Origin of the sequence: Bacillus amyloliquefaciens DSM 7 = ATCC 23350 (assembly GCF_000196735.1) — a bacterium.
GTDB classification, from domain to species: domain Bacteria; phylum Bacillota; class Bacilli; order Bacillales; family Bacillaceae; genus Bacillus; species Bacillus amyloliquefaciens.
On the sequence record NC_014551.1, the window covers coordinates 3,033,426 to 3,051,431 of the forward strand.

Genomic DNA, 18,006 nt, shown 5'->3' on the forward strand with positions numbered 1-18,006 from the left:
AAACAAAAAGCCTTTCCAGAGAAAGGAAAGGCCGTTTTATCATCTATTCAAGCTCCCGTTTCAGCTTGCTTTTGATCTCATGAATCCGCTGCATTTTGTTGCTCCAGCAGTCTTCACTTAAATCGACCGGATATTCTTCCGGCTTGCTGATCCGTTTGTATTCCTCCCACAGAAGTTTGAGGTTTTCCTGGACATATTGCTGGATATCGGTAATTTCTGGATTATCATAACATAAAACGCCGTTTTCAAAAATCGGCTCATGCAGGTCTTTCGCATAGAAATCAGTGACGAATTTACTGACGAATGTATGAACGGGATGGAACATTTTTAAGCGTTTCTGGTCGTTTACCCGCTCGTCATAAAGAGCGATATAATCCCCTTCAGAGTGATGATTCAGCTTGTTGATAATCCGGTATACTTTCTTTCTTCCCGGCGTTGTCACTTTTTCAGGGTTTGACGAAATTTTGATAGTATCGGTCAGTTTGCCGTCCTCTTCAATGGCCACAAGCTTGTAAACCGCGCCGAGGGCCGGCTGATCGTATGCGGTAATCAGTTTTGTGCCGATTCCCCACGTATCGATTTTCGCTCCCTGCGATTTCAGATTTAAGATCGTATGCTCATCAAGGTCGCTTGAAGCGATAACCTTTGCGTCTTTGAAACCCGCTTCATCAAGCATTTCACGCGCTTTTTTTGACAGGTACGCCAAGTCCCCGCTGTCCAGGCGGATGCCGATGAAGTTGATCCGGTCGCCGAATTCCTTCGCGACTTTAATCGCATTCGGCATGCCTGAACGGATCGTATCGTACGTATCTACGAGAAACACGCAATCTCTGTGCGTCTCCGCATATTTCTTAAAAGCCGTATATTCATCACGGTACGCTTGCACGAGCGCATGGGCGTGCGTGCCGGATACCGGGATATTAAAGCGCTTTCCGGCTCTTACATTACTCGTCGCGCTGAAGCCGCCGATCAGGGCCGCTCTCGCTCCCCACATAGCCGCATCCATTTCATGGGCGCGCCGCGTGCCGAATTCAAGGGCGTCCTCATCACCGACAACGCCTTTAATGCGGGCTGCTTTTGTCGCGATTAATGTTTGGTAATTCACAATGTTAAGCAGAGCCGTCTCAATCAGCTGCGCTTCAATGAGGGGCGCTTCGACCCGCATAATCGGTTCGTTGTTAAAAACGAGCTCTCCTTCTTTCATGCTGTAAAGAGACCCGGTAAAAGAAAGATCCCGTAAATACTCAATGAAATCATCATCATAGTGCAATTCCGTTTTTAAATAATTCAGATCGCTGTCGGTAAATTTGAAGTTCTCCAAGTAATCGATTGCTTTTTCTAAGCCCGCAAATACCGCATAGCCGTTTTCAAAGGGAAGCTTTCTGAAAAAAAGCTCAAAGATCGCTTTTTTCTCATGAATGCCGTCTCTCCAGTACGTTTCGGCCATATTAATTTGATAAAGATCTGTATGTAAAGACAAACTGTCGTCTTTAAAACCATGCTCCACCAAAATTATTTTCCCCTTCCTTACTCTGCCACTTGCGCTCCGATGCTGTTCTTAAAATGGGACAGGGCCCATTCATGCCCTTCAGGATTAAAGCTTGCCACAGCGTTTTGATGAATGACGATCTGAAAGCCCTTGTTGTAGGCGTCAACCGCCGTGTGAAGAACACAGATGTCGGTGCACAGGCCCGCAAGATGCAGTTCAGTGATCTGCCGTTCCCGCAGTTTCAGCTCTAAATCCGTTCCCGCAAAAGCAGAATATCTCGTTTTTTCCATATAGCTTACGTTTTTTGCGTTTTTATGTTTCTCATAAAGAGGCGAAAGCTTTCCGTACAGCTCCTTGCCCTCCGTGCCGTTGATATTATGCGGAGGAAACAGGCGTATTTCGGGATGAAAGTCATCGTCTGCATCATGTGAATCCACCGCAAAAACAACGTAATCACCGTTTTCTATAAAAGCTTGCGTCAAACTGACAATCGTATCTTCAATTTGCCTTGCGGGTTCTCCGCACGTCAATGCTCCGTTCTCTGCTGCAAAATCATTCGTATAATCAATGCATATAAATGCTTTTTTCATAGCCGGCCTCCCCGCCATTCATATGAAAACCATTATATCCTATCTCCACCTGTAAGTGAATTGGCATTGTAAAATGACATTTATTTCAGGAGTGAACGCTGAAAAATGTCATCCTGAACATAAATGCCGTCCAGGTTCACAGCATGATCGGCGGCAAAAACCAGGCCGAGCGGCGTTTCAAATTGAAGGTCCGAGATCACTGAGCTTCGGACACCGTCCAGTGCGGCAAGCTTCATATATGGTGAATAAGCATGATACGGCAGCCTTCCGTTTATATACAGCACCGCGTCTTTTCGGTTTTTCAGCGCCTGTTTCACTTCTTCATACGGCTTCTTTTGCAGCACCTGCCCCTTCGTCAGGGCAATGATGACTCTTTCACGCAGCGAGCCTAAAAATAAATGGCGTTCATCCGGTTTCGTCTGCAGAGGGCCATACATACCCTGCTGTAAATAAAGGTCAACTGTTTTGTCGCTCATCGGCCTGTCCCTCCTCAGCTTGTTTTACAATTATCGCCCCGGCATGGACGCGGTAAACCGTTTCGTTACATTTCAGCGACCCAATGGGAGATCTTGCCGGCGAGCTCTCCGGCAGGCTCTTCATCAATCAGTTTGCTGAATGATTGTAAAAGCCGCTGCGCCAGCGCCTTTTTCTCTTCCTCATAGGAAATAATCGTGCTCCACTCAAGTTCCGGAACGGCTACGAGGGTATGCTGTTCTTTTTTATTTTCATGCAGATACACATCGCCGATCATTCCGGACTGCACGGTAATATTCGCTTTTCTGATTTTCATAAAAATTCCCCTTTTATAAAGACTGATTCTATTATACTACAAAAAAGCGACAGCCTCCTAAAGGGAGGCTGTCACGCGTTAAACCAATCAGGTTCGTCAAACAGATCGATATCTTCAAAGAGCGTTTTGCTGAATTTATTAGTGACTTTGACAAAATCTCCGGAATGAAACGCCCCTGCCCCCGCGCCTGAGTGGTCAACGGCTTTGGGAGAAATGGCAAACACGTCACCGAAGCTCGCCGCAGCGTCTCCGGCTAAGCTCATAATATAAATCGGTCCCACAATTGCAGGCATACCCACACCTCCGCTTTTCTTTACAGCATTTTATGCGGCGCGTGCGGAGTTGTGCCCGTTTTTATTTCGGCTTGCGGTTGTCTTCGTGTTTTGACCGCTGACGAAGTTTGATAAGGCGGACGATATTTAAGACGAATGCTTTTAAGACCGCGTAAACCGGCACAGCCAGAATCATTGCGAGAATGCCGCCGAAACTGCCCGCTCCGACAAGCAGAAGAATAATGGTGAGCGGGTGGGTATTGAGCCGTTTCCCGATAACAAGCGGAGAAAGCAGGTTTCCGTCAAGCTGCTGGACGACAACGACAACAATAACGGCAAACAGCGCCTTAGCCGGAGAATCCATAAACGCGATAATTACCGCCGGCGCAGCCCCGAGAAACGGTCCGAGGTACGGAATGATATTGGTGACGGCAATCACCATCCCGAGAATTAACGCGTAAGGCAGGCCGATAATCCAATATCCGATAAAGCATGCCGTCCCGACAAAGAGACAGATCAGCAGCTGGCCTTGGAAATATGCGGCCAATGTGACATATAAGTCATTGAATATTTTCCGACCTTCCGCCCGGTAGGAAGAAGGCAGGATTTTGACCGCCAAGAGCGGAAAACGCCGGCCGTCCTTCAGCATATAAAACAAGATGAACGGAACGGTGATCACGACAAGCGTTATATTCGTAACGACGCCGAACACGGCGGACAGGCTTGCGGTAATATTTTGCGGAAGACTTTGTAAAAATCCCGTCAGAGACTGCTGAATTTTTTCTATCGACACATAATCCTGCGTCATCATCCACGTAAACCATTTGGAATGGGATAATTGTGTCGTCAAGCTTTGAATCTGATTAATGTAATCAGGGAAATTGTTAAACAGCCCCGTGACCTGGGAAGCCACAATCGGTCCGATTGCGGTGAACATAAAGGCTATCAGGCCGATGAAAACGAGATAAATGAGCAGGATCGCCAATGTCCGGGGGATTTTTTTCTCAAGCAGGCGCACGATCGGATTAAAAATGAAAAACAAAATGCCCGAGATCAGAATCGGAAAAAACAGAGTGCTGATAAAACCGAAAAACGGCTGAAAAATAAACGAGACTTTCGTTGATACGTAAATTATGAGCAAAACGAGCAAAATTTGCAGCGTCCAAAAATGGACCTTTGATTTCAACAAGCGGTTTCCTCCTATTGTTATGTGAACTTGTACTGTGATTGTACCAAAAAAAGCCGCCGTGCATCTATGTATCTCAAAAAAGAAGACGCACCGGGGTTTTGTAAGGACGGCCTCCGGTTTGCGCCTTATCGGGCTGTTACACACGTTCGGTATAATCAGGCATGACAGAAACCACATGGCGGTTTCTGATATAAAATACGCGGTCATGCGTTTCTTCAATGGCGATATGATCTGGAGTGGCATCAATCAGCCGTCCCCTGACAATGCGTCTGACGGTTTGAATGATAAACCTTGAGCCGATAAGCTTATGGATGGTCTGATAAACGTAAGGATCTACTAACGAGACGATTTGCGGGCTTCCTTGATGGGCCATTTTCGCTGATCCCCTTTACTATGTTTTCCTTCAGCATATGCAGCGGACAAAGGCTTTGACACAGTACGTCTATCGGAGGGGAAAAGGGTTAGTGAGTATGCGGAGTTATGTAAGCGGAAAAGGCCGCATGAGTGGCCTAGACTGAGCTTCTTATGGGATATTGGGCTTGGTCAATTAACTGATCAAGCTTTTGGATTTGTTTGAGCGCGGCCGTATGATCCATTTGGCGGTAATGGTGATGTCCGCCGGGTTCTTCATCGAGTTCATCCGCTTGTTTCACAATTTGCTGGAGCGTATTCTTGTCCAGTTCGCCTTCAGGCAGATAGGAATCGGTGTGAAGCAGAATCGCCAGCGCAATCTCTTTCGCCGCTTTCGGTTCTTCACCGAGCCGGATGAGCAGCTTATGCGCCCGTTCAGCGCCTTTAATGGCATGGATATCGTTTCTTCTGTACTTTTCATAATCCCATTTGCCGTCTGTGTACCATTCGTAATGGCCGATGTCATGCAGTAAAGCCGCTTTCGCCGCAAGATCCGGGCTGACACCTGCTTTTACGGCAAGACGGTATGCATGAAACGCGCAGGCAACCGCATGGGCGACGCCGGAACGCTGTAAATACTTTTGTGCGATTGGATGGGTGAAGACATCCATTAACGTTACATTTCTCATGGAAACCCCTCCTTATTTATATTTTTAGAATCCTAACATAAATCGAGAAGAAACTCAATTCATCCGATACATTATTATACCCCTTATATTGCGTTTCAGTCATAATATGCCGCCGGGCCGCGAAGTGATTGTACAAATAAAAAAGAGCAGCGCGGAAGCTGCTCTACAAAAACTCTTTGATATCGTATATCCGTCCGTTTTCCGGCTCTCCTGCGATCAGTGAGCGGATGACACCAGCGATGTATTCCGGACTTCTGAGGCTGTTCGTTTCTTTCAGATTGCGGAACCGATCGATGTCGTGAAAATCTTCTTTGGATGAAGAACGAATGACGGCCTGCATGTCTGTATCCATCACTCCCGGTGAGAATGACAACATGCGGACCGGCAGCTCTTCATCTTCCTGTTCAAACCCGAATGTTCTCGTAAACATATCAAGCCCAGCTTTTGAGCTGCAATACGCGCTCCAGCCTTTATAAGGATTTTTCGCCGCGCCCGATGTGATGTTGACAATGGTTTTGCTGCCGGTGAACGCTTCGAAACGCTTCGTGAACATTTGGCTGAGCAAAACAGGCGCCGTCAGATTAAGGGTGTAATGGCGGTTCAATTCTTCTGCGGAAGCTTCTTTCGCCCGCTTGATCGGTTCTACCATTCCGGCATTATTGATCAGTGTGACGGCGGAATACCGCTTCTCATCAGCTTGATCAAGAATCGCCTTCATCTGCCGCTCGGTGTCTGACAGATCGGTTAAATCAACACTGTATTCTGTCAGTCCCTCGCGCTTTTCTCCGCTTATCGTTCTTGAAAGCGCGGCGACTTCGGCTCCTTCTTGAAGCGCCTGTTCCGCAAGCGCCCGCCCCAATCCTTTTGATGCGCCTGTTATCAGAAAAAACTGCATGACACTCCTCCTTTTTTTTCTTATTTTACGGACTGTCTTCCCGCAAACACAAGCGATCTGTTTACCGCTTTGCCTTTTCCTGCGCCGTGACTTTCGGAATCAGATAAATCATCGCCGCAATGCCGAAGAGGATCAGGACGGCATAAATGACAGGCAAAAGAAAAGAAGTCTTTTTCTCATCCGCTTCCATATCTGCCGAGGTATGGCGCACCGCCGGCTCGGCAAAAGTGATCCCCAGTTTTTTCGATTGCGCTTTGATCGTATTCGGCTCAGTGTCTGACGATGTAAACAAATTTGATATCAGTTTTTCATCCGGGCTTTCGGCCGGTTGATCAAACGTAATGTCCTTCTGCTCTTTCGGAAGCGCCGTTTTTTCTTCGGAGTAGGCGTCGTCGTGCAGGTAATCCGTACGAATTTCAATGTCTTTCTTTTCATATTCATTCGGCTTGACATCAGTATTGTCCTCATTCGCGGCTGCGGCTTGAGGAAGGAAAAGGAAAAAGGAGAGAGCAAACAGCAAGATCCCTTTTTCCATGAATGTGTTACGCCTCATAAGACTGATCACTTTCCTCCGTTTTTTCCGCAAACAGCCGAATAATGAGCGGAAGCACCGCCGCAATCAGCGTAATAATCACAAGAACCGTTATTCCCATCGCAAACAGATGGCCCGTACCGTATTGGATATCGATATAGACTTTCGAAACCGGGCTGTCAAAGGTAAAGTTCGGCATAATCAAGTCGATCAAAGGCGCCACATAAAAGAGAATGAGCGCTGACGAAGCGATCCATCCGGTGATCGAGCCAAAGACAAAGGCTGCCCGGATAAAAGCCGAACTCGCCGCGAGCAAGAGAATCGTAAAGATTGACCATTTAATCGTCTGATCGTCCGGAAGCGAGTAGATATTCAGACCGAACAGACTGATCATCAGTCCGACCATAATGTTTAAAATCCCAAAGAGCGCGCCTTTGACGAGAAGCGGCGCCTGCTGATAATACGAGCTGAAATAGCCGATCAGAAGACTGCTGATCAAAACGATCACCAAAATGACGACCGGCGGAACATTCTGAACCCGGTCTTCCGGCACCTCTCCGCTGATTTTAAGCGGGTTGGCGAGATAATCGTAAACGTATCCGTTTTCCTGTCCGTCAACGAGCGCGTTCCCTAAAATGCCGTACACGTCATTTCTGATCAATTTTGTGGAATCGACGTTTTTGCCCCAATTGCTGTTCAGGGTGTCCGCTTTCTGCTGTACGTCATTTACGCTTTGCTGCATATTGTCGGTATAGCTGATGATGCCGGACTGGCGTTCTGACAGATGGCCCATCGTGTCAGACATTTGCAGCACTTCGCGGCCGACGGTATCCTGAGCGCCGAGCGCCATCGTTCCGGTTAATCCGTCTCCGCTGAACGTTGCCGCTTCCTGCACAGCGCCTTCAGCAAGCTGATCAGATGCTTTAGCCGCGCTGTCTGCGATGCTGGCGAGCTCATCGAGCACTCCGGCTTGTTCATCTCTGATATATGAGCTGTAGTTATCCGAGAATTCGGTCATGCCTTTAATGAAATTGCTGATGTCTTCATCTGTCTGCATCTTATTGTTTTTCAGGTTTTCCCAGCTTGCCGTTTCAATCGGTTTGATGGCGAGAACGGTTTGGACTTCGCCTTGCTGGGCTTTCAGCACCCTGTTTTTCACATCAGGCAGCGAGCCTGCGTCGAGAGAATGATAAAGTGTTGCCTCATACAAAGATAAATCATTATAGTAACTCATTAAATCGGATATCACTTTTGTATTGATGTCAGCGGCAAATATCTGTTCAAGAGCAGATTTGCGGCCGCCGTCCAATGACGGGTAGTTCAAAATGTTCTGTTCTGTTTTTAAAATCATTCTGTAAACGGTATTGAAGTCTTGTTTTCTCGTTTCTTCTGATTGTTCCAGCTTTTTTTGTAATTTGTCCGCACGTTTTTCAACTTTGGCAATCTGGTCTTTAAGGCCTTGGATTTCTTCATCAAGAGCATCGAGACGTTTTTTCAGTTCTTCATTATGTGTCTGCTGTTTCTCTTCAAGCTCTTTTTCAATTTGCTGAATGCGCTCTGCGGCTTGGTTCAGCCTTTCTTTTGCCTTAGATACTTCTGTGCCGCCGTCTCCTTCAGAGCCGTTCGGATCGTCCGCGGGGTCATCAGCAAGCGGAGTGACGTTTTTAGCGGTTGCGGCTGTTTTTGTCTGCTGATCGCCTGTGTTATCGGAAGGAGACTGCTGTTCTTTTGTGCCGTCATCCGTTTTTCCGTCTTCTCCGGGAGCCGTCCCGTCATTCGGTTCGGTACCGCCGGAGTTTTCACCATTATCCCCATGGCCCGGGTTTTCAGGGTCTGGATTTTCTTTTTCCGGTTCTTTTAAACCGTCAGAAATAGAATTGATCTCAGCGGAGATGCGTTTTAATTCGTTACGCTGATCGTCAAGGTCAATTTTCAGATCACCGGGTTTTTCTTCTTCCGGTTTTTCTTCTTCTTTCGGTTCATCCGAGCCGTCATCCCCCGGGTCTTTTTCCGGAACGGTTAAGTTCTGGCGATCCCTTTTCATAAGGGCTTGAATGCTGTTCAGTGTTTCAAATCTTGCTTGGGCTTTATATTGAGTCAAATAATTGTCAAGTAAATTGGATTGAATATTTGCCATCCCTTGTTCCTGCTCAGGGACCTGCGCTTCTCTCACCTTTTGGGCGGCTGCCAGTGCCGATCCTGTCTGGTCAAGCTGTGTCTGCGCCCGGTTTATGCCTGAAGACAGCCCGCTCATCATGGTGCTGAACTGGTTGGCGGCCTGCTGCGCTTTAATAGCGTTCAGTCCGGTTGTGATTTGCTTTTGATTTTGTTCCTGCGCGGCCAGCAGCAGTTTTTTCTGATTTTCCTGATATTGTTTATAGCGCTCAACTGTATCGGCAAAGTCTTTGAGCGTGTTTTTGGCTTCATCTGCCGAGGTCAATTTTTCTTTTGCTGCGCCCTGCGCTTCGTTCATTGATTTTTTCAGTTCGTCAATCAGGTCTTTTTGCCGTTTGATCTCACCTGCCAAGTCATTGGAGCTCGGCTTGTAAAAGTTGTACATGACATTTTGAAATTCTGATTCTTTATTGACGATCTTGTCAAAATCGCCTCTGACATTGTTCACTTTTTGTGAGACGAAATTCCAATACAATGCCGACATTTTTTTATTCATTGATTTTTGGGCGTCTTCAAGCTCACGCTGCACTTTTTCTTTGTTGACGGCGTTCAGGTTGCTTTGAATATTGAATGTCAGCGTAGCTTTTTGCGGACGCTCCTTGTCATAGCTTAAAATGTCTTTTGAAAAATCGGATGGAATGTAAACGACTGCGTCATACTTCTTATCCGCCAGGCCGTTTTCAGCCGCGCTCCTGTTGACGACCGTCCAGGAATAATCCGGACGGTCGCCGAGAGCCGCCGCTACTTCTTTGCCGAAATGGACCGATTCCCTATCCTCATTTTCATCTGTTTCATCATGTAAGCCCATGTCTTCATTCACGACTGCGATTTGGCGGGTGGCATTGATTTTTTGTTTTCCCGGGTCATCGCCGATAAACCGGAAAAACAGCACCGGCAGCAGCAGAATAATGACGATCGCGGCTACTAATTTGATCAGGCTTTTTCGTTGTTCAGTCATCTGACGGCCTCCCTTTCCGCTGAACATAAAGGTATTTGGATTTTTTGCTCCTTGCCGTTTTCAACCAAATAGCCGAAGCCCGGCTGAATGTCCGGTTCCTGTCTCTGGTAAGGCAGCGGAATGACATTTTGTTCAGATTTTTTCACAAGCAGCATCGCGTGGCGGATCTGTTTCATTTCCGTCGTTAAGGAATCATAGCCTTTTGAAAATTCGCTGTGATTGCCCGCCGGGATAAAACTGAAGCCTACATGCGCGTAAGATTTCATAAACATCGCCAGCTTGTCCTGAATGGCGGTGTCGATTGTCTGCTGGAATCTTGTAATGCCGTCGGCCATTAACACGATCGGAGAGAAATTGAGTTTGTGCACATCGCCATTTTTGACGGCCTGTGCATACTGAGCTTCCCGCTCCGTGAAAATGGCTTCAGCCGCTTCAATCCACTTCTGTATGTCTTCTTTTGTGTCCAGATAGCTGACCTTTGTTTCCTGCGCATACTGCGACAATCCGCGGTCAATCGAGTCAAACAGTCCGATCCGTTCCGTGCTTTCACGCAGCAGGTGATTCAGCATGACTTTCAGGATGTTTGTTTTTCCCGTCTGTGTCTGGCCTAAGATGAGGCAATGCTTATATTTGCCCAGATCAAAGTATACCGGGCTGACCTTTTCCTCATGAAGCCCGACAGGAATGCGGAACGGTTCTTGGTCCGGGCCGAGACGGAGCGAAAATTCGCCGGCCGTCAGCATGTCCGGGAGCATCGGAATCGGGTGTGGACCGGCTGTTCCGGAATGGCGCTCAGCTAAAGCTTTGACATCGGCTTTCAGCGCTTGGAACATCTCGAGGTCATTTTCCGCTTCAGCCGGAAGAAACATTTGCGCGAAATGCAGTTCTTCTTTTTGAATCATGACGCGGCCCGGAATCGGTTCAAGACTGAACGGCGGGCGCCCGTAAATGGAATAACCTTCTGACTGATCCATTAAATAATGGACGATTTTCGTTTTTATATTATTTAACAATGACTGACGGACGGCGTTTACCCTCGTTGCGGTCAGCAGGAAGTAAATGCCTAAGCTTTGCCCGTCGCGTGAAATCTGGATAAATTCCGTTTCCAATTCATGCATTTCGTCTTTGACGATGTCGAAATTATCAATTGTGATAAATATAAACGGCAGCTCTTCTTCGCTGAGCGAATTGTACATTTTGATATGGCTGACTTCTTTTTCTCTGAACAGCCGTTTCCGCCGCTCGATTTCCTCCTTGATGCGGATCATGAATTTTTCGATCTTTCTCATTTGATCCATTAAGAAATAGTCTGCGGTGTGCGGAAGCTTTGCCAATGGCAGAAGCGTGCCGTTTCCGAAATCAAAGATGTACATATGAAGCTCTTTTGGCGTGTACCCTTCCGCGAAGTTCATCAGGAGAGTGATGGCAGCCACTGACTTGCCGTATCCGGATGAGCCGAAAATGCCGATGTTGCCGTCATCCATCATCGTATAAGCGAGAGGCGCCTGTCTTTGCTGATCAGGCTCATCCACGCAGGCGATGAAGAAGCGGTCTTTTTCCTTTGCGGGATAAAGCGTGCGCGGAATACGTTCGGCAAGCGGCGGAAGCCATGGGCTCGGCAGCTTTTCAATGCCCATTTCTTTTTGAATCCGCTCGATTTCTTCGACTACGGCTTCTATTTCTGCCGGGGCGTCTTTTTTCGCCAAGTCGTCCGCATCCACTTCAGACAGCGGAATTAAGCCGGTATCGGTAACGATGGCAATGTCATCCTCGGTGCCGTATACATCTTCCATGTAAGGGGCGCCGCTCCAGGCAGACTGGAACTGCTCATACACTTCATTATTTCCGACTTGCAAATAGCCGCGTCCGGTGACTGTAATATTCGCCGCATCACTGTTTTTCAGAATTTCTTTACTGTCACTTGCATCCTGGACTTTCAGCGCGACCTTAAAGCGTGAGTTGCTCCATATCTGGTCGTCAATGATGCCTCCCGGTTTTTGCGTGGCAAGGATTAAATGCACACCAAGGCTCCGCCCGATGCGTGCCGCGCTGACAAGCTCCCTGATAAAGTCAGGCTCTTCGCTTTTGAGCTCGGCAAATTCATCTGAAATCAAAAACAGGTGCGGCATCGGAATATCCGTTTCCCCCTGTTTATACAGCTTTGTATAGTCATTAATGTGATTGACGCGATATTGATCAAACAGCCGCTGCCGTTTTTTCAGCTCGCTTTTTATAGAGGCAAGCGCCCTGATACTGAAGTTTTTGCTTCCTTCGATATTCGTAATGGTTCCGAGAAGGTGCGGCATTTTGCGAAACGGCTGCGCCATTCCCCCGCCCTTATAGTCAATCAGCAAAAACGCCGCTTCATGAGGGTGAAAATGAACGGCCAATGACAGGATAAACGTTTGCAGAAATTCACTTTTCCCGGAGCCGGTCGTTCCCGCCAGCAATCCGTGCGGCCCGTGGGCTTTCTCATGCAGGTTTAAATACACGATATCGTCTTTACCTTTGTAGCCGATCGGAACAGCCAGTGATTTTGCCGACTCACTTGTCTCCCACTTCTGCCTGATGCCGATTTCTTTTACTTCCTTCGCATGAAACAGCTCCAAAAATGAGACCGTTTCGGGAATGGAATTCGTCATCCCGACCTGATGGTGCAATGTCCGAAGCGTTCGGGAAAACCGCTCGTTGTTTGTCCGTTCATGCCTGTCCAGCCTAAACGGGATCTGGACCGCTTTTTTCTTCTGAATGAGGATGTCTCCTTCATCTTCATTAATGTAGCGGACGAGGGTGTGAATGTTTTCTGCCAGGCTTTCCTTCGTTTCCGCGGCGATGATCGCTGAGATGCCGAGATGCTCATGCCGGCCTTCGATATATTCTAAAATGACGTGCTCTGCGATCAGCTGCTGATTCGTGATGACAAAGACAAAATGCGGCTGGAAGATCTTTTTCTCTTTATCTTCTTCCAAATCCCGCTCCCGCAGCAGCTCGTAAATGGAAGATAACAATTGATCACGGGTCTGTTCATTGTAAATAAACCCTTTCGCATACATATGAGGCAGCTGAAATTGCGGCAGCCACTTCATCCATTCCCATTCCTTATATTCATCTTCATGAAAGATAAAGACAAACCGCAGGTCATGGTAGCTGTTGAAGAAAGCGAGCTGGCCGATCAGCTGGTGAATTTCATTTTTGACGATCTGGGGTTTCCCGACAAGCCCCATCGGCCCTTCTTGTAAATCAACGGTCACGGGTGCATGGCGGATATCTTTATATACACGCTGCATGTGCTGCGACTGTTCCATTAAGTCATCCACATCACGGTTCGCCAGGTCCCCTCCGCTCATCGAGATCTCGTAGCTTGCCGGGACAGTGCCCGTTCCGAGCCGGAGCATCAGAAAATCCCTGCTTTCCAGCGATTTCTCCCAAATGCGGCCGCTGATTTCAGAGGTTAAATATTTCATTTTTTCAAACGTGGGAAAATGGTGCGTCAGCACTTGCAATTGTTTTTCCGACAGCGTCTGAAGTTCTTTCCGTTTACTCTCTAAATACTGCTTGTACACACGCTCACGCTTCTCCTCCCGTTTTTTCCGCTGGTTTTTTTCTCGGAAATATTGCACGGTGGACGTAATGAGAGTCATCATAAACATCGCTAAAGAAACGAGAATGAAAATGCCCCTCGGCTGTATAATGGCGACAACCCCCATTACAATCAGCATGACCACAGGAGGCAGAATGACGAGCCAGAGCCCCCTGTTATTCTGCTCGCTTTCCTGTGAGGGAAAGCTGAATGAAACGCGGTCTTCGGGAAGATCATAGACCATCCGCGGCGTTCTTCGATATTGCGGGTATTTCTTTTTCATTTCGGTGCTCGGCTTTACCGTTTTGATTAAGCCGGTTTGAAACTCCTCGTGATGAACGACTTCTAAAAGGTCGTCCTCCGCCAGCCTCAGACGCAGAAAATTCCACAGCAGCTCATCTCCCATCCGAAGCCTTTCAGGGACTTTTGTGAGCTCTCCGTTTACATAAACTTCCTGGCCATCAGGAATGACAGACCAGCTTCCTCCCGCTTTTCGGAGATAAAAAGCGCCTTTTTGAGCGGACGACGGCTCTTTGTATATATCCGCTTCCTCTGTTTCTGATGAGAAAACGATCTCGTCCTTTCTGCCGACAAAATAAACGGAGGATTCTTCCTGATCAGGAGTGAGAAGAAGCCGCATCGTCTCTTCTTCCATTCTGCAAGGCATTTCATTTCCTATTGTCAATTCGCCGGCACAGTTATTTCCCAGGAAAACATCATAACGGTCTGTTTCTTTACGATAAAGGGTGGCGGCGGTTTGCCGTAAAGGCAGTGTGCCGACCGTGATCGTATCCTTTATATCCGGGCCGATCGTTATCGGCTGAGACGGCGGGAGTTCAGACAGCTGAATCTTTTGTACGTGCTCTCGGTAAAAGACCCATAACAGACTCATATGGCGAACCTCCTGACAGCCTGATCGTTACTTACGGCCATTTGATGTGTGCTGTTATTTTTTTTCATCTTTTTTCTCATCTTTCTTGTCGTTCTCTTTGTTATCCTTCGCTTTGTCCTGTTTGCCGCCTTCATCCTGGCCGGCGGAAGCTTCGGCGGTGTCACGGTTTTCCTCCGCTTCTTTGTTCTGCTCTTCCTGCTCTTTTTTCGCCTTCGCCAGCTCGCTTTCCACGGCGTCCAGTTCTTTCTGCTTTTCATCGTCTTTCATACTGTCGTCCGCTAATAATTGCTGTTTATATTTTGTAAGCCCGAGCCAGATATACGGGTTGTACTCAAGATTGCGGCCGATATTGATGGCTTCTTCATTTTCCCCTCTGCCGATATCGATCCAATAAAGGAAGTGCTTCGGATCTGATTGCAGCGTGACCAGATTCCCAATGTTTTTCCGCTGTTCTTCGCTCAGATTTTCAACCGCCACATAAGAGGAAGCAAGCTCGTACTGCACAGATTCAGGGAGACTTTCCGCATCGTATTTAGCGAGTGTGTCAATGACTTTGCTGTACTGCTGATTGAGAAAATAGCGGTTGCTTTCCGTGATTGCCTCTTGCTTCGGCTGGGCGAAAAACAACACGTACAAGGAATACAGAAGCGCCGGCACAAGGAGAACTGCAAGCGCCAGACCGGTGTATCTTTGGATTTTCCATTTCTTTTTCGGCAGTTTTATGTATGTCTTGTCCCTCGCTTCGAGGGAATCAATTGTGGTTTGAATTGTTTCTTCCAGTTCTTCAAACGTCTCAGCCTCTAACACGCTTTTCACCTCAGGAGAGAATTGAAGCGTCTCCTTATACTTCAGATATTCTTCGAAGGTGTACGCCCCGTCAGCTGCAAGCGCCGCACAGGCTTTGAGCTCTTTCCACACCCTTTGTCTATCTTCTTCATAAGGCGGGAGACTCTCCTTTACGCCGTAATGAAGAAAGTAAGGCGTCAGCGCTTTATCAAATACGATATTTTCCGGCGCAGCAATCAGATTAAGGCGTTTCAGCTTGTGCTGTTTCACAGCTTGCACGAGACGGTAGGCAAATTGCCATCTGCTTTTTTTATCTTTTCCTTTTATATAGCGGAAAGCCTGATAAGAAGAAGGGGGTCTGATTGTTATGGTTACTTCGTCTTCTGAAACCGAAACCTCTTTTTGAAAAAAAGGATCAGCATCTTTAATCACGTTTGCTTCCAGCCCGTCAAGAAGCTTGACTTTTTCCCGCTGAAAGGTGAAGGTGAAGCCTGATTCGGTTTCTGCCCGGACGGCGTCTAATTCAGTTTCTAAATAAGATCTGTTATGATCTGTCATTCCACCATTTCCTCTCATAAAATTTCAAGACGGTCTCCGTTCGTAATGCCGCAGTCAGATAGTTTTTGTTCCCCGGAAAAAACCGTTTCTTTATTGACCACTCTGATCCAATAGCCTTCACGCGGCGGAACGGATACGTGCTGAGCCTGCCGGGCAATATCGATGACTTTTTTCACAGAATGGTAATCTGACAATCTGAGATCGAAGACGCTGCCGTTATATTGTGTTAAATCTATTGTAATATCGATATACATTTTCATATCACCCTTACATAGAAAGAGCGCCGTCTTCTTGATTGAATCAGGCGCTCCGTTTCTTCATTCATCTTATTATCCGCGAATTTGGTTAGCGATATCTTGGTCAGTAGACTCAAGCGTATTTGCCGTTTGTTCGAGCTGATGATTCACATCTTGCAGCAATTCAGACATTTTAATAAATGAAGGTTTCAGCTGCTCATATTGATCCGCAAATGCTTCACTTGAAGCACCGTCCCACATGCCTTTCAAATCAGAAATCATGCGGTTCAGGCGGTCAACCTGATTCATGACTTCCTGACTTTCAACGCCATATTGCTTAGCCATCGCTCTTAGCTCTTCGGGTGTGACACGAATTAATCCAGACATATTCCTTATACCCTCCTGTGTCATCAGCCTAAATATGGGCTAATTCACTTATTTTTTGAACGTCATTATTATAAAAACAACAATTCGGCACAGTCAAACAAATCTGTTTTAATTTTACAAAATGAGTCTTATGATATACTGGATTTTTCGTCGAATTTACACATTTTGTAAATACAATAGTATGATTTTCTTATTCTTTTTGATTTTGTCAAATGATCTTATTTTCCTATTTTATTTCCGTTCAAAGATGCCTTTCAGTCTGAAAAGCAAGATGGTAAGATCAAGATATGAAGCTATGAAAAAGTAGGGATACAGATGACCAATCCAAAAGATCCATTTAAGTACAGTTTCGACAGGCTTGAAGATGTTGCCGACCATATCAGTGAAGTTCTTCAATGCCCTATTACAATAGAAGACGTGAATCATAAACTGCTTGCATACAGCACGCACAGCGATTGTACAGATCCGGCCCGGACGTCGACGATTATCGGACGGAGGGTGCCTGAAAAAGTCATCAACAAACTGTGGAAAGACGGAACCATTCCGGCGCTTTTAAAAACAGACCAGCCGATCAAAGTGAAAGAAATCGACGAGGTGGGCCTGAGCAACCGCGTGGCGATTTCCATTTGGAAAAACAGCCAGGTTCTCGGATTTATATGGGCGCTTGAGATCAAAAAAAAGCTCAATGACGAGGACCTGAAGACGCTTCAGCTGGCCGCCAAAGCGGTGCGGAACAAGCTTTTGCACCTGCAGATCCGCAAAACAAAAATCGAAGAGCGGGGCCAGGAGTTTTTTTGGAAAATGCTGACCGGCCATATTTATCAGGAAGCCGAGATGGCCGAAGGGTTTCATAAGCTCGGAATGGCGCTGCCGTCCGTGTTCAGCGTCATGATCATCCGTTTACATGATGAGCTGACTGAAAAGACGGAACAGCAGCTGCAATATTTGCAGGAAACGACACAGCAGATTCATGTCATGCTGGCGACTGTCGATTCAAATGAATTAATCTTATTAGCCGCGCCGAAATCCGATCAGCCTTTTAAAGATTTAAAGCAGTTCGCCCTCTATGTTCAAAAACAGCTGAAAGAACGATATAAAATTGAGGATGCGTCGATTGCTTTCGGCGGTATTTACGAATCGATTTCTTACGTTTACCGCTCCTATCAGGAAGCGCTCTCCGTATTGAAAGCGAAAGAACGGTTTGTGAGAGAAACCAAACACCTTTTCAGCTTTTCTGAACTGGGGATTTATCAGTACCTTGATGTTTTGGATGAAAAACGCAAGCACAGCGGCTATATGAACTATTCCCTGTCAAAGCTTGAGCAGTATGACAGAGAGCACCAGGCCGATATGGTCAAAACGCTCGAACATTTTATCGATGCCGACAGCAATGTCAACACCGCCGCTAAAGCGCTTAACATCCATGTCAATACATTGAATTACAGGCTGAAAAGAATCAGCCAGATCGCAGAAATCGACTTAAAAAATGTGAATGAAAAGTTTACGATTTACCTCGATATCAAGCTTCGCAGTATGGATTCGTGAAATTTCACAAATCCGTGTTTTTTTATTTTCTGTTTCAAACAAAGAATTTTCGCAACAATCGCGCTACACTTGAAGCATCACACAAACATTGG

16 protein-coding genes are annotated in these 18,006 nt (G+C 46.8%); 1 reads left to right on the top strand and 15 read right to left on the bottom strand.

All coding sequences use genetic code 11. The features are described from left to right. Positions 1–43 precede the first annotated feature (43 nt). The 15 genes from BAMF_RS35675 to BAMF_RS35745 all read right to left on the bottom strand — a co-directional run bounded on the left by BAMF_RS35675 (position 44) and on the right by BAMF_RS35745 (position 16,369). The gene (locus tag BAMF_RS35675; protein WP_088030648.1) at positions 44–1,510 is read right to left on the bottom strand and encodes a nicotinate phosphoribosyltransferase; all 1,467 of its coding nucleotides are present in this window, start codon (positions 1,508–1,510) and stop codon (positions 44–46) included. Between the two features lie 17 nt (positions 1,511–1,527). Continuing rightward, positions 1,528–2,079 carry a cysteine hydrolase family protein gene (locus tag BAMF_RS35680; protein WP_013353402.1) on the bottom strand — a complete coding sequence of 184 codons (552 nt, stop codon included), beginning with the start codon at positions 2,077–2,079 and terminating at the stop codon, positions 1,528–1,530. A gap of 80 nt (positions 2,080–2,159) precedes the next feature. Beyond that, entirely contained in the window at positions 2,160–2,555 is a 396-nt protein-coding gene (locus BAMF_RS35685; RefSeq protein WP_013353403.1) for a YueI family protein, read from the bottom strand. 65 nt (positions 2,556–2,620) lie between these two features. Beyond that, on the bottom strand, positions 2,621–2,869 hold the full coding sequence (locus BAMF_RS35690) for a YueH family protein (RefSeq protein ID WP_013353404.1): 249 nt from the start codon (positions 2,867–2,869) through the stop codon (positions 2,621–2,623). Positions 2,870–2,940: 71 nt separating this feature from the next. Continuing rightward, on the bottom strand, positions 2,941–3,162 hold the full coding sequence (locus tag BAMF_RS35695) for a spore germination protein (protein ID WP_013353405.1): 222 nt from the start codon (positions 3,160–3,162) through the stop codon (positions 2,941–2,943). 61 nt (positions 3,163–3,223) lie between these two features. Then, positions 3,224–4,330, bottom strand: coding sequence for an AI-2E family transporter (locus BAMF_RS35700; protein WP_041481665.1), 1,107 nt, complete (start codon positions 4,328–4,330; stop codon positions 3,224–3,226). Positions 4,331–4,466: 136 nt separating this feature from the next. After that, positions 4,467–4,703: a DUF2642 domain-containing protein gene (locus tag BAMF_RS35705; RefSeq protein ID WP_003152023.1), complete on the bottom strand. Its 237-nt coding sequence runs from the start codon at positions 4,701–4,703 to the stop codon at positions 4,467–4,469. Between the two features lie 136 nt (positions 4,704–4,839). Continuing rightward, entirely contained in the window at positions 4,840–5,370 is a 531-nt protein-coding gene (locus tag BAMF_RS35710; protein ID WP_013353407.1) for an HD domain-containing protein, read from the bottom strand. 163 nt (positions 5,371–5,533) lie between these two features. Beyond that, positions 5,534–6,265, bottom strand: a complete 732-nt coding sequence (locus BAMF_RS35715) for a (S)-benzoin forming benzil reductase (protein WP_013353408.1) — start codon at positions 6,263–6,265, stop codon at positions 5,534–5,536. Between the two features lie 61 nt (positions 6,266–6,326). Beyond that, positions 6,327–6,800, bottom strand: a complete 474-nt coding sequence (gene essA / locus BAMF_RS35720; RefSeq protein WP_013353409.1) for a type VII secretion protein EssA — start codon at positions 6,798–6,800, stop codon at positions 6,327–6,329. A gap of 7 nt (positions 6,801–6,807) precedes the next feature. Continuing rightward, positions 6,808–9,930, bottom strand: coding sequence for a type VII secretion protein EsaA (esaA, locus tag BAMF_RS35725; RefSeq protein WP_013353410.1), 3,123 nt, complete (start codon positions 9,928–9,930; stop codon positions 6,808–6,810). Next, positions 9,927–14,402 carry a type VII secretion protein EssC gene (essC, locus tag BAMF_RS35730; protein ID WP_013353411.1) on the bottom strand — a complete coding sequence of 1,492 codons (4,476 nt, stop codon included), beginning with the start codon at positions 14,400–14,402 and terminating at the stop codon, positions 9,927–9,929. The genes esaA and essC overlap by 4 nt, the downstream gene beginning before the upstream one ends. A 54-nt stretch (positions 14,403–14,456) precedes the next feature. Beyond that, positions 14,457–15,746, bottom strand: a complete 1,290-nt coding sequence (gene essB / locus BAMF_RS35735; protein ID WP_013353412.1) for a type VII secretion protein EssB — start codon at positions 15,744–15,746, stop codon at positions 14,457–14,459. A gap of 14 nt (positions 15,747–15,760) precedes the next feature. Continuing rightward, positions 15,761–16,000, bottom strand: coding sequence for an ESX secretion system protein YukD (gene yukD, locus BAMF_RS35740; RefSeq protein WP_013353413.1), 240 nt, complete (start codon positions 15,998–16,000; stop codon positions 15,761–15,763). A 75-nt stretch (positions 16,001–16,075) separates the two neighbouring features. Further along, positions 16,076–16,369, bottom strand: a complete 294-nt coding sequence (locus BAMF_RS35745; RefSeq protein WP_013353414.1) for a WXG100 family type VII secretion target — start codon at positions 16,367–16,369, stop codon at positions 16,076–16,078. Between the two features lie 315 nt (positions 16,370–16,684). Between BAMF_RS35745 and BAMF_RS35750 the strand changes: the two genes are divergently transcribed. Next, entirely contained in the window at positions 16,685–17,914 is a 1,230-nt protein-coding gene (locus BAMF_RS35750) for a PucR family transcriptional regulator (protein ID WP_013353415.1), read from the top strand. Positions 17,915–18,006 lie beyond the last annotated feature (92 nt).

Bases quoted from the DNA above. Each gene is read 5' to 3' on its own strand.
- BAMF_RS35750 (WP_013353415.1), top strand. From the start codon at position 16,685: ATGACCAATCCAAAAGATCCATTTAAGTACAGTTTCGACAGGCTTGAA.
- yukD (WP_013353413.1), bottom strand. From the start codon at position 16,000: ATGTATATCGATATTACAATAGATTTAACACAATATAACGGCAGCGTC.
- BAMF_RS35745 (WP_013353414.1), bottom strand. From the start codon at position 16,369: ATGTCTGGATTAATTCGTGTCACACCCGAAGAGCTAAGAGCGATGGCT.
- BAMF_RS35705 (WP_003152023.1), bottom strand. From the start codon at position 4,703: ATGGCCCATCAAGGAAGCCCGCAAATCGTCTCGTTAGTAGATCCTTAC.
- BAMF_RS35695 (WP_013353405.1), bottom strand. From the start codon at position 3,162: ATGCCTGCAATTGTGGGACCGATTTATATTATGAGCTTAGCCGGAGAC.
- BAMF_RS35680 (WP_013353402.1), bottom strand. From the start codon at position 2,079: ATGAAAAAAGCATTTATATGCATTGATTATACGAATGATTTTGCAGCA.
- essC (WP_013353411.1), bottom strand. From the start codon at position 14,402: ATGAGTCTGTTATGGGTCTTTTACCGAGAGCACGTACAAAAGATTCAG.
- esaA (WP_013353410.1), bottom strand. From the start codon at position 9,930: ATGACTGAACAACGAAAAAGCCTGATCAAATTAGTAGCCGCGATCGTC.
- BAMF_RS35685 (WP_013353403.1), bottom strand. From the start codon at position 2,555: ATGAGCGACAAAACAGTTGACCTTTATTTACAGCAGGGTATGTATGGC.
- BAMF_RS35715 (WP_013353408.1), bottom strand. From the start codon at position 6,265: ATGCAGTTTTTTCTGATAACAGGCGCATCAAAAGGATTGGGGCGGGCG.
- BAMF_RS35710 (WP_013353407.1), bottom strand. From the start codon at position 5,370: ATGAGAAATGTAACGTTAATGGATGTCTTCACCCATCCAATCGCACAA.
- essB (WP_013353412.1), bottom strand. From the start codon at position 15,746: ATGACAGATCATAACAGATCTTATTTAGAAACTGAATTAGACGCCGTC.
- BAMF_RS35690 (WP_013353404.1), bottom strand. From the start codon at position 2,869: ATGAAAATCAGAAAAGCGAATATTACCGTGCAGTCCGGAATGATCGGC.
- essA (WP_013353409.1), bottom strand. From the start codon at position 6,800: ATGGAAAAAGGGATCTTGCTGTTTGCTCTCTCCTTTTTCCTTTTCCTT.